Annotated in this window: 10 protein-coding genes and 2 tRNA genes; 3 read left to right on the top strand and 9 right to left on the bottom strand. The window is 63.4% G+C overall.

Features of this window, described 5'->3' with window-relative positions:
• Positions 1 to 5: 5 nt before the first annotated feature.
• The 6 genes from C513_RS0105530 to rpsB all read right to left on the bottom strand — a co-directional run bounded on the left by C513_RS0105530 (position 6) and on the right by rpsB (position 4786).
• Positions 6 to 848: a phosphatidate cytidylyltransferase gene (locus tag C513_RS0105530; RefSeq protein WP_018715039.1), complete on the bottom strand. Its 843-nt coding sequence runs from the start codon at positions 846 to 848 to the stop codon at positions 6 to 8.
• A complete protein-coding gene (gene uppS, locus C513_RS0105525; RefSeq protein WP_026320585.1) occupies positions 842 to 1573 on the bottom strand; it encodes a polyprenyl diphosphate synthase in 732 nt (243 codons plus the stop codon). Before uppS ends, C513_RS0105530 begins: the two co-directional genes overlap by 7 nt.
• A gap of 45 nt (positions 1574 to 1618) precedes the next feature.
• The gene (frr, locus tag C513_RS0105520; RefSeq protein ID WP_018715037.1) at positions 1619 to 2179 is read right to left on the bottom strand and encodes a ribosome recycling factor; all 561 of its coding nucleotides are present in this window, start codon (positions 2177 to 2179) and stop codon (positions 1619 to 1621) included.
• Positions 2180 to 2213: 34 nt separating this feature from the next.
• Complete coding sequence (pyrH, locus tag C513_RS0105515; RefSeq protein WP_018715036.1) at positions 2214 to 2936, bottom strand: UMP kinase; 723 nt, start codon at positions 2934 to 2936, stop codon at positions 2214 to 2216.
• Between the two features lie 110 nt (positions 2937 to 3046).
• Complete coding sequence (tsf, locus tag C513_RS0105510) at positions 3047 to 3934, bottom strand: translation elongation factor Ts (protein WP_026320584.1); 888 nt, start codon at positions 3932 to 3934, stop codon at positions 3047 to 3049.
• A gap of 102 nt (positions 3935 to 4036) precedes the next feature.
• A complete protein-coding gene (rpsB, locus tag C513_RS0105505; protein ID WP_018715034.1) occupies positions 4037 to 4786 on the bottom strand; it encodes a 30S ribosomal protein S2 in 750 nt (249 codons plus the stop codon).
• Positions 4787 to 4951: 165 nt separating this feature from the next.
• On the opposite strand from rpsB, the gene C513_RS0105500 reads away from it, so the two are divergent.
• The gene (locus C513_RS0105500) at positions 4952 to 6544 is read left to right on the top strand and encodes a bifunctional ADP-dependent NAD(P)H-hydrate dehydratase/NAD(P)H-hydrate epimerase (protein ID WP_018715033.1); all 1593 of its coding nucleotides are present in this window, start codon (positions 4952 to 4954) and stop codon (positions 6542 to 6544) included.
• A 19-nt stretch (positions 6545 to 6563) separates the two neighbouring features.
• On the opposite strand, the gene rnr is transcribed toward C513_RS0105500, so the two are convergent.
• The gene (rnr, locus tag C513_RS12825) at positions 6564 to 8957 is read right to left on the bottom strand and encodes a ribonuclease R (RefSeq protein WP_051084397.1); all 2394 of its coding nucleotides are present in this window, start codon (positions 8955 to 8957) and stop codon (positions 6564 to 6566) included.
• Positions 8958 to 8978: 21 nt separating this feature from the next.
• On the opposite strand from rnr, the gene C513_RS0105490 reads away from it, so the two are divergent.
• Both C513_RS0105490 and C513_RS0105485 read left to right on the top strand, forming a co-directional pair.
• Positions 8979 to 9063, top strand: a tRNA-Leu gene (locus tag C513_RS0105490).
• 143 nt (positions 9064 to 9206) lie between these two features.
• Positions 9207 to 9291: transfer RNA gene (locus C513_RS0105485), tRNA-Leu, on the top strand.
• 90 nt (positions 9292 to 9381) lie between these two features.
• On the opposite strand, the gene C513_RS0105480 is transcribed toward C513_RS0105485, so the two are convergent.
• On the bottom strand, positions 9382 to 10773 hold the full coding sequence (locus C513_RS0105480) for an ATP-binding protein (protein ID WP_051084396.1): 1392 nt from the start codon (positions 10771 to 10773) through the stop codon (positions 9382 to 9384).
• 2 nt (positions 10774 to 10775) lie between these two features.
• The gene (locus C513_RS0105475; RefSeq protein WP_018715030.1) at positions 10776 to 11444 is read right to left on the bottom strand and encodes a response regulator; all 669 of its coding nucleotides are present in this window, start codon (positions 11442 to 11444) and stop codon (positions 10776 to 10778) included.
• Positions 11445 to 11602 lie beyond the last annotated feature (158 nt).

Genomic DNA, 11602 nt, shown 5'->3' with positions numbered 1-11602 from the left:
GGAAATCAGGAGAGCCAGAGCAGCAGCGCCAGCGCGATCGGCATGACAGGCAGCAAGGCATCAATGCGATCGAGTACGCCACCATGACCGGGCAGCAGCTGGCTGCTGTCTTTCAGGCCGGCACTGCGCTTGATCAGGGACTCGACCAGGTCACCCGTCACGCTCATGATGGTCAACAGCAACACTGCCAGCAGCATAACGACCGGATGGCTGCGTGCCGCCAGATCCGCATAAATCGTCTGCTCCGGCGTCGTGAAGAAGGCGCACAGCAGGGCAAAAAGCTGGACAAACAGCGCTCCGCCGACCGCCCCGGCCCAGCTCTTGCCCGGACTGATGGAGGGGGCCAGCTTGCGCTTGCCAAAGGCACGGCCACAGAAATAGGCGGCAATATCGGCCACCCAGACCAGTGCCATGGCTGACAGCAGATACCAGGGCCCATGCTGGGCCAACAGCTGGACAATCGCCAGCCAGGCCGCCCACAGTACCAACAAGCCGGCAACGATACGCAGCCAGCGCGGGATGCGCTGCCACACGGGCACGCCAGCGCGCAGCAGCAGCGGTGTGGCCAGCAGCCAGAGCAGGCTGACCACCGTGACCAGTGCCGTGGCAGCCGGCGTTGCCTGCAACTGCCAGCCCGCCAGGCCCATCAGCAGGCAGCCGGCTACGGCGACCAGCGCCCAGAGGATATTCGCCATGCCAGAGAAACCGCTCAGGCGCGCCCACTCCCAGGCCGCGCAGGCGATTGCCAGGGCCATGAGCAGGCTGAAGGCCTGATGGCCGGGTGCCAGCAAGGCCCCCAGCAGGACGACAAGCAGGATGATGGCGGTGATGATGCGCTGCTTCAGCATGCGTCGTCCTGGTCGCTCACCTGGGCTGAGGTCTTGCCGAAACGGCGTTCACGCTGCGCGTAGTCTTCGATGGCGGCATCCAGTGCTGCGGCATCGAAATCGGGCCAGAGGATATCGCTGAAATAGAGTTCGCTGTAGGCACTCTGCCAAAGCAGGAAATTGCTGATGCGGTACTCGCCCCCCGTGCGGATGATCAGGTCCGGATCGGGCACATGGCTCATGGCCATGGCAGAAGACAGGTTGTCTTCGGTAAAGGGCAGACCCTGTTCATGCAGGCGTGCTGCTGCCTGGACAATGTCCCAACGGCCACCGTAATTGAAGCAGACGTTCAGGATCAGGCGCTCGTTGTCGCGGGTCAGACGCTCTGCCTGTTCCAAGCCTTCGCGCAACCTAGCGCTAAGCGCCTTGCGCTCACCGACCAAATGTATGCGTACACCAGCATCATGCAGCCTGGGGACTTCACGTGTCAAAGCCTTGCCCATCAACTCCATCAAGCCACTTACCTCTTCTTGTGGGCGGCTCCAGTTTTCAGAGGAAAAGGCAAACACCGTCAGCACACCGATGCCGCGCTTCATGCACTGGCTGATACAGAGGCGCAGGGCTTCCAACCCCTGTCGATGCCCAACCAGCCGGTTCATGAAACGTTTCTTGGCCCAGCGACCATTGCCATCCATCACGATGGCCACGTGGTGGGGAACTAAGGCTTCCGATGCTTGTTTCGACATATCTCGGGATTCGGTGGCGCCACCTCTTGCACGGTGGCGCTAGGCTCAAACAGCCATGATATCCTGTTCCTTGCCGGCTACCAACTGATCGATCGTGGCAATTTCCTTGTCGGTGATCTTCTGGATATCCGCTTCGGAGCGCTTCTGGTCATCCTCGGAAATTTCCTTGTCCTTGACCAGCTTCTTGACTGCGTCGTTGGCGTCACGACGCAGGTTGCGCACGGCGATCTTGGCGCTTTCACCCTCGTGGCGCACCAGCTTGGTCATTTCCTTGCGACGCTCTTCGGTCATCGGCGGCATCGGCACGCGAATCAGGTCCCCCATGGAGGCCGGGTTCAGGCCCAGGTCGCTTTCACGGATGGCCTTCTCGATCTTGGCACCCATGTTCTTTTCCCAGGGCTGCACGCTCAGGGTGCGCGCATCAATGGCGGACACGTTGGCCACCTGGCTCAGCGGCACCATGGAGCCATAGTACTCGACCTGGACGCTGTCCAGCAGCGCCGGGTTGGCACGACCGGTGCGGATCCGGGTCAGGTTGTTCTTGAATGCCTCGATGGACTGATCCATCTTGGTCTGCATGGTTTTCTTGATGTCGGCTACGGACATGGAACTCTCCGGAATCTGATTCGGGGACAAGTGCTCAAATATATACCAGTGTGCCTTCGTCTTCACCCATCGCCACGCGTTTGAGCGCACCGGGCTTGAAGATGGAGAACACCTTGATCGGCAGCTTCTGGTCACGGCACAGCGCAAAGGCAGTGGCATCCATGATACCCAGACTCTTCGAGATGGCCTCATCGAAGGTCAGCTTGTCGTAACGCGTGGCGGAAGGATCCTTCTTCGGATCCGCGGTGTAGACACCGTCCACCTTGGTCGCCTTGAGCACGATTTCGGCACCGATTTCGGCACCGCGCAGGGCAGCAGCGGTATCGGTCGTGAAGAAGGGATTGCCGGTGCCGGCAGCAAACACCACCACCTTGCCTTCTTCCAGGTATTGCAGCGCCTTGGGGCGCACATAGGGCTCGACCACCTGGTCGATATTGATGGCGGACATGACGCGCGCGATGGTACCCGAGCGGTTCAGCGTGTCCGCCAGTGCCAGTGCGTTCATCACCGTGGCCAGCATGCCCATGTAGTCCGCCGTGGCGCGATCCATGCCGGCGGCACCGCCTGCCATGCCGCGGAAGATATTGCCGCCACCGATCACGATGGCAACCTCCACCCCCTGCTGCACCACTTCGGCGATCTCATCGGCCATGCGGCTGATGGTTTCGCGATTGATGCCGAAGGCGTCATCGCCCATCAGGGCCTCGCCGGACAGCTTGAGCAGGACACGTTTGATGGCAGGTGGGGTGGCAGTCATGGCAATCTCCAGGGCGTGGTAGGAACAATCCGGGTAAACAGGTAGTGAGACGAAAAAAAAGCCCCGGATCGGGGTGCAACACCCCGATACGTGGCTTGTTGGCCAGGGAATCAGCCCTGCTTGGCAGCAGCCATCTGGGCAGCCACTTCAGCAGCGAAGTCGTCGGCCTTCTTCTCGATGCCTTCGCCCACCACGTACAGGGTGAAACCCTTCACGGTGGTGTTCTTTTCCTTCAGCATCTGCTCGACCGTCTGCTTGTCGTTCTTGACGAAAGGCTGGCTCAGCAGGGCCACTTCCTTCAGGTACTTCTGCACCGAACCTTCGACCATCTTGGCAACGATATCAGCCGGCTTGCCGGACTCGGCAGCCTTGGCCACCGCAACGCTGCGCTCTTTCTCGATCAGCTCGGCCGGCACGTCGGCGCTGGACAGGGCAACCGGCTTCATGGCGGCCACATGCATGGCGACGTCCTTGGCGGCAGTTTCGTCACCGTCGAACTCGACCATCACGCCAATGCGGGTGCCGTGCAGATAGGACACCATCTGGCCACCGGAGAACTGCTGGAAGCGGCGGAAGCTCATGTTTTCGCCGATCTTGCCAATCAGACCCTTGCGCACGTCTTCCAGCGTGGGGCCGAAACCGTCCTGCTCGTAGGCCAGCGCGCCCAGGGCTTCCAGGTCAGCCGGGTTGTGCTTGGCCACCAGGTCGGCAGCCGCCTTGACCAGGGCCAGGAAGCTGTCGTTCTTGGTCACGAAGTCGGTTTCGCAGTTGACTTCGATCAGGGAGCCGGCACCAGCTTCGATGGTGCTGCCCACTGCGCCTTCAGCGGTGATGCGGGCAGCGGCCTTGCCAGCCTTGCTGCCCAGCTTCACGCGCAGGATCTCTTCCGCCTTGGCCATGTCGCCGTCAGCTTCGGTCAGGGCCTTCTTGCACTCCATCATGGGGGCGTCCGTCTTGCCACGCAGTTCTGCGACCATGCTTGCGGTAATTGCTGCCATTGTGTTTCTCCGTATTCGTTGAAATGATGTTTCAGTTACGAAAAAGGGGCATGAACGCCCCTCTTCCATGGATTATGCCTTGAGGGCAGGCTGCGGCCTGGCTTACGCCTGGGCGTCGTCCACCTCGACGAATTCGTCTTCGCCTTCGGTCACGGCTTGCACCACGTCGTTCACGGCGTTGGCACGGCCTTCCAGCACGGCATCGGCGATGCCACGAGCGTACAGGGCGACAGCCTTGGCAGAGTCGTCGTTACCGGGGATCACGTAATCGATGCCGTCGGGGTTGTGGTTGGTATCGACCACGCCGACCAGCGGGATGCCCAGCTTCTTGGCTTCGGACACGGCAATCTTGTGGTAGCCAACGTCGACGATGACGATGGCGTCAGGCAGGCTGGTCATGTCCTGGATGCCGCCGATGTCCTTTTCCAGCTTTTCCATTTCGCGCTGGAACATCAGCTGTTCTTTCTTGCTCATGCTCTCCAGGCCAGCTTCCTGCTGGGCCTGCATGTCCTTCAGGCGCTTGATGGAGGTCTTGACCGTCTTGAAGTTGGTCAGCATGCCACCCAGCCAGCGCTGGTTGACGTAGGGGATGCCGGCGCGCTTGGCTTCTTCGGCGATGATGTCGCGGGCTGCACGCTTGGTGCCGACCAGCAGGATGGTGCCACGGTTGGCAGCCAGCTGGCGGACGAATTTCATGGCATCTTCGAACATGGGCAGGGACTGCTCCAGGTTCACGATGTGGATCTTGTTGCGGGCACCGAAGATGTACGGGGCCATCTTGGGGTTCCAGAAACGGGTCTGGTGACCGAAGTGGACACCGGCTTCCAGCATTTCGCGCATGGTAATGGACATGGTTTTTCTCCTGAGGTTGGGTCTAAAATTCGCCTCGCATGCCAGCAAGCCGTGACAGCTTGCGGCAACACCTGGATTGGCGGATTTGCGATTAGCCTTGCAGGATGGCAGCGCCATCAGCAAGAGCCGCGAAATTGTAGCACAACCATGCTTTATCGAACAGCCATGCCTACCCTGAGTCCTTCATCTGTTGCACTGACCCGCCTGCATGCCAGCACCCTGCCCCGGCGTCTGCCCCTGCACGGGGTTGCCGGCAGCCGCCAGATCGAACAGGCCTGGATGCAGCAGCTGCCGCCGCATGCCCTGATGCAGCGCGCCGGTCTGGCTATCGCCCGGCTCGCCTGCGCCCTGGCGCCCCATGCACAACGCATCTGGATCGCCTGCGGCCCCGGCAACAATGGCGGCGACGGCCTGCAGGCTGCCGCGCTGCTGCAAGCCTGGGGACGCCAGGTGGAAGTCACCCTGCTGGCCGACCCGCTTCGGCTGCCGGAAGATGCGCGCGCTGCCCACGCCGAGGCCGTGGCGGCAGGTGTCCCCATCAGCACGGCCCTCCCGACAGCACTGCGAGCCCATGACCTGGCGATTGATGCGTTGCTCGGCATCGGGGCCAGTCGCGCGCCTTCCGCCACCCTGCAGGCCTGTATCGATGCCCTGCATGCCACACCGGCACCGGTGCTGGCGATTGACCTGCCAACCGGGCTCGATGCCGACAGCGGGGACTGGCTGCAAGGCGGCAGTGCGCGCCAATGCGTGCATGCCGATCACACCCTGAGCCTGTTGAGCCTGAAGCCCGGCCTGTTCACCGGCCATGGCCGCGATGCAGCCGGCATGGTCTGGTGGGACGATCTGGGCACTGCTGCACTGCAAGCGCACGGCGCCTGCCAGGCCGGCGCCTGGCTACAGGGTGCCGCGCTACAGCCAGGGACAGCGACATTACCGGCACCGCCGCCCCATGCCAGCCACAAGGGCAGCTTCGGCGATGTCTGCATCGTGGGCGGCGCAGCCGGCATGGAAGGGGCTGCCGTATTGGCTGCCCGCGCAGCCCTGCACGCCGGGGCCGGCCGCGTCTACCTGGGCTCACTCTCGGCACATGCCACGCAGCCGACCGATGCGGAGCTGATGCAGCGGTCTCTGCAGCACGACAGTGATCTGGCTAGCCTGCCGCTGGCTTCGGCCAGCGTGGCCGCCGGCTGCGGTGGCGGCACGGCCATCATCCGCTGGCTGCCTGCCTTGCTGCAACACAGCGCCCGGCTGGTGCTGGATGCCGATGCGCTGAATGCCATCGCCGCCGATACCAGCCTGGCAGAACGGCTGCGGTTGCGCGAGCAGCCCACCATAGTCACGCCCCACCCGCTGGAAGCCGCGCGCCTGCTGGGCTGCACGGTCGCCGAGGTCCAGCAGCAGCGCCTGCAGTCTGCCTGCCGACTGGCAGATCGCCTGCAGGCCATGTTGGTACTGAAAGGATCGGGCAGCGTGGTCGCGGCACCGTCGGATCAGGGCATCGCCCCTGTCATCGTCCATGCCGGCAATGCGCGACTGGCTACGGCTGGTACGGGCGATGTGCTGGCAGGCTGTATTGCTGCCTTTTGGGCGCAAGCCCAGGCGCGCCAGGCCGGCGGATCCGCATGGCAGCTGGCCTTCGACACCGCCTGCGCTGCCGTGCAGGCACACGGCCATGCCGCCGAACAGTGGCCGGCTGAGCGTGGCACCCTGACTGCAGGCCAGCTGGCAGCCGCCTTGCAGCGGCTGCCGGGCTGAATCACCCTCGCCTGCCTGCCTAGCGCTTGCCGCCGGACGGCTTTCGCGTTGTACGCGAGGATGACTTGGATGCCGGCTTGACCGCCGATACCGTTTTCACGCCAAGACGCGCTGCCGCAGCCGGTGCCTTGCCAGTCTTGCGCTTGCCGGTGGCCGCCGTGGCAGAGCGGTTGTCGCGCGCAGTGCGCGTGCCGCGCTTGCGCGGCTGCCACACCACCTCGTCATCGGCATAGACCTCGGACACGGTCTGCCCGTCTTCTCCCGGATTGCCGGCATTGGCCCGCTTGCTGCCCGAGCGCTTCTGTGCCGCCCCCGTTGCCACCGCCTCCTCACCGGCGCGCACCAGACGGAAGTCGATGCGGCGACCATCGAGATCGACGCGGATCACCTGCACCTGCACCCGGCTGCCGAGCGCAAAACGCACACCGGTGCGCTCGCCACGCAGCTCCTGGCGCGCCTCGTCAAAGCGGAAATAATCGCTACCGAGTTCGGTGATATGCACCAGCCCCTCGACATACATCGCATCCAGCGTGACAAACAGGCCAAAGCTGGTGACGGTCGTGACGCGACCGCCAAATTCCTCGCCGAGGAAATCGCGCATGTATTTGCACTTGAGCCAGGCCTCGACATCTCGACTGGCCTCATCGGCACGACGCTCGTTGGCGCTGCAGTGCAGGCCGGCCGCTTCCCAAGCCTGGATTTCGGCGCTGGACTTGCGCGCCGGTGCCGGTCGGCCACGTGCGGCTGCCACTTTTTCCAGACGCTTGCTCAGCTTGGCATGGGCCTCGCCCGGCGTGGGCAACGCCGGCAGCACATAGCGCTGCCCCAGCAGAATCGACTTGATCACACGATGCACCAGCAGGTCCGGATAACGGCGGATCGGGCTGGTGAAGTGCGTGTAGCCATCGTAGGCCAGACCGAAGTGACCGCTGTTGGTGGGCGTATAGATCGCCTGCTGCATGCTGCGCAGCAGCATCATGTGGATCTGCTCGGCATCGGGCCGGTCCTTGGTGGCATCGGCGATGGCGGCAAATTCCTCTGTCGTGGGCTCGTCACTGACACTCAGCGGCACGCCCATGGTGCGCAGGAAGTTGCGCAGGATCTCGATCTTTTCCGGCGTCGGGCCCTCGTGCACGCGGAACAGGCCCGCCTGCTTGTGGTGCGTGATGAAATCGGCGGCACAGACGTTGGCTGCCAGCATGCACTCCTCGATCAGGCGGTGTGCATCGTTGCGCACGCGCGGAATGATTTTCTCGATGCGGCCGCTCTCGTCGCAGACGATTTGCGTCTCGACCGTATCGAGATCGAGCGCGCCGCGGCGTTCGCGCGAACCGTGCAGCGCCTTGAACACGCCGTGCAAATGCATCAGATCCTCGACACGATCCTGCGCCTTGCGCGCTTCCAGCCCACGCGTGTTGGACAGGATGTCAGCCACCTGGGTATAGGTAAAGCGCGCATGGCTGTGCATTACCGCCGGATAGAACTGGTAGCCGTGCAAATCGCCGCCATCGGTAATCAGCATGTCGCAAACCATACACAGGCGATCCACATCGGGATTGAGCGAGCACAGGCCGTTGGACAGCTTCTCGGGCAGCATCGGGATCACGCGGCGCGGGAAGTAGACACTGGTGGCGCGGTCGTAGGCATCGATGTCGATGGCGTTGCCGGTGCGCACATAGTGGCTGACATCGGCAATCGCCACCAGCAGACGCCAGCCATGGCTCGCACTCTTGCCCCGGCCGCTGATCACGGCCGGCTCGCAGTAGACGGCATCGTCGAAATCGCGTGCGTCTTCACCATCAATCGTGACCAGCGGAACGTCGGTCAGATCGATGCGGCCCGGCCAGTCATCCGACTGCACCGTGACCGGCAGCGCCTTGGCGGCTTGCAGGCAGGCATCGGAAAACACATGCGGCACGCCATACTTGCGTACGGCAATCTCGATTTCCATGCCGGGATCATCGACTTCACCGAGCACCTCGACGATGCGGCCTACCGGCTGGCCGTACAGCGCCGGTGCTTCGGTCAGCTCGACCACCACCACCTGACCGGCATTGGCCTGGGCGATGGCATCCTTGGGAATGATCACGTCCTGACCGTAGCGCCGGTCTTCCGGGGCCACCAGCCAGATACCGTTTTCCTGTAACAGACGACCAATGATGGGTTGATTGCTGCGCTCCAGGATCTCCAGCACCTTGCCTTCGGGGCGCCCCTTGCGGTCCTGGCGCACGATGCGCGCCTTGACGCGGTCCTTGTGCAGCACGGCACGCATCTCGTTGGGTGGCAGAAACAGGTCCGGACGGCCATCGTCGGCCATCACGAAACCGTGCCCGTCCCGATGCCCTTGCACCACACCCTCGAATTCCGCAGAAAAATCTTTTTCCGGGCTTGTTTTTTTGTTTGAATTGTTGATACAATGCTCCTCTTAGTTGATGCCCAGGTGGCGGAATTGGTAGACGCACTAGTTTCAGGTACTAGCGGGTAACTCCGTGGAGGTTCGAGTCCTCTCCTGGGCACCATCAACAAAGGACACATGATACCGCTTCACGCGGTGTTTCGTGAAAAAACAAGTGTCAGCACCTGCTGCACAAGCCCAATAAAAAAATTTGGGCAGGCTTGCAAAACACGAAAAAATGTGGCTACAATAGCAGCTTCAATCGATGCCCAGGTGGCGGAATTGGTAGACGCACTAGTTTCAGGTACTAGCGGGTAACTCCGTGGAGGTTCGAGTCCTCTCCTGGGCACCATCGATCGAAAGCAGCAAACAACCGCCCCTCAGGCGGTTTTTTGTTGTCTGCATATTTCTGCAACCGGTACTGAAACCGCTTGCCCTGCCCTCAGCCCTCCAGCCGCACGCGCAGGCCGCCCAGCTCCGGGCTGCGATCCACCTTCAGCTGCAAGCCATACAGGGCGGCGATGCGACGCACGATGGACCAGCCCAGGCCACTGCCGCTGCGCCTGGTTCCCAGTACCCGGAAAAACCGTTCGCCCAGACGCTGCATGTCCGCGTCGGCCATGCCGGGGCCACTGTCTTCCACGATCCAGCGCATGCCCTGCTCCGGCAAGGCCTGCAGCAGTACCCGCACTTCCGCCCCTTCCGGGCTGTAGCGCAAGGCGTTGTCCAGCAGATTGCGCAACAGCACGCCCGCCAGCGCCGGCTGCATGCGCGCCGGCAAGGTGTCGGGAGCCTGCCAGGACAGGCGCTGGCCATGTGCTGCCGCCTGGGTCTGCCGCAAATCCTGCACCACCGGATCCAGTGTCGGCATCAGGTCGGCGACCGGCCATTCGGTGCCGGTATCGGCTTCGGCCTCCAGCCGTGCCAGCTGCAGCAACTGCTCGACCAGGCGCGTGGCGCGATCGCAGCCCTGCACCACGCCATCCAGGGCCTGCTGACGTTGCTCCTCGTCGCCGGCGCCCTGGGCAACCTGCGCCATCATGCGGATCGCAGCGATCGGCGTGCGCAGCTCATGGGCGGCATCGGCGGTGAAGCGGCGCTCCTTGTGCAGCAGTTCCCCGATGCGTCCGAACAGCTGGTTGAGCGCATCGATCAGGGGCTGTACCTCGCGCGGCACATCCGCCAGTTCCAGCGGCGCGTGGCTTTGTGCCTGCCGCTGGCGAATCGCGGCCCCGGCCTGCTGCAGCGGGCGCATGGCGCGGCGCACCAGCCACCAGACCAGCAGCGCCGTGGCCGGAAAGGCCAGCAACAGCCCGATCAGCAGGCTGCGCACATTGCCCAACACGATGTCGTCACGCAGACGCTGATCCTCGGCCACCATCACGCGCAGGCGGCCATCCCGCGTGTTGATTTCTTCGGTGTAGACGCGCCAGCGCCGTTCATCCAGCGTGGCCTGGGCAAAGCCGCTGCCGCCTTGGGCGAGGGGTTGACGCGGCGCATGACGGGAGTGGGCCATCAGCTCCCCGTTGCGCCAGATCTGGAAGATGGTGGCCACGTCGTCAAATTCACTGTCCTCCTCGCCTGGCGACAGCTTGTGCTCCCTGCTGCGCTTCTGTGCATGCTCGAGTTCGTCATCATCGATTTCCTCGGGCGACTGGTTCGACAGCAGTACGGCCGTCTGCATCAGATGCAGATCGAGCAACTTGTGCACATGTTCGCGTGTGTGCCAGTAGATGCTGGCCATGGCCAGCGTCCAGATCAGGGTCAGCAACAGCACGATGCTGAGCACCAGCCGGCGTGCCAGCGACCAGGATGCAGCACGTCGGCCGGCCATCGTCATGTCTCCGTACCGGATCCGATGCGGTAGCCCAGGCCACGCACGGTATCGATCAGGTTGGCACCGAGCTTGCGCCGCAGATGCGAGACATGCACCTCGACGGCATTGCTGGCCACTTCACTGCCCCAGGAGTAGATCTGGGCTTCCAGCTGTTCACGGCTGAGAATGCGGCCCGGGTTGCGCATCAGGGCATGCAGCAGCGCATATTCGCGCTGGGCCAGATCGACTGGCTGACCGGCCAGCGTGACCACGTGCCCGACCGGATCCAGCTGCACCTGCCCGGCCTGCAACACGGTCTGCTGCAGGCCGTGGGCACGCCGCACCAGGGCCCGCAGGCGCGCGGCCAGTTCATGCAGGTCCACCGGCTTGACGACATAGTCGTCGGCCCCGGTATCGAGACCGGCAATGCGGGACTGTACGGCATCGCGTGCCGTCAACACCAGCACCGGCAGGCTGCGACCCTGTTCACGCAGGGCTGCCAGCACCTCCATGCCATCCAGGCGCGGCAGGCCCAGATCGAGCACGGCGGCTTCGTAATCCAGCGCCAGCAGTTCGCGCAGCGCGGCCTGGCCATCACGCACCCAATCGACCTCGAAGCCCTGCTGCTGCAGGCCGGCCCGCAGCCCGACACCCAACAGTTCATCATCTTCAGCCAGCAGGATGCGCATGGCAGCCAACCTCCGTATCCGTCATTGTCTTCATGATGCTCACGCCCTCCCTGGCCGGCATGCTGCCAGCACCAGACGGCAAAGCCTAACATGGCTTGCCCTCCGTTCTGGCGGCACAGCCATATCAGGCCGGACAGCACGCCGATAGGGGCCAACGC

The sequence above is a fragment of the Allobrachymonas chironomi DSM 19884 genome, assembly GCF_000374625.1.
Taxonomy (GTDB): domain Bacteria; phylum Pseudomonadota; class Gammaproteobacteria; order Burkholderiales; family Burkholderiaceae_C; genus Brachymonas; species Brachymonas chironomi.
The sequence above is the reverse complement of the archived record's forward strand: the minus strand, read 5'-3'. Positions and strand labels throughout refer to the sequence as shown.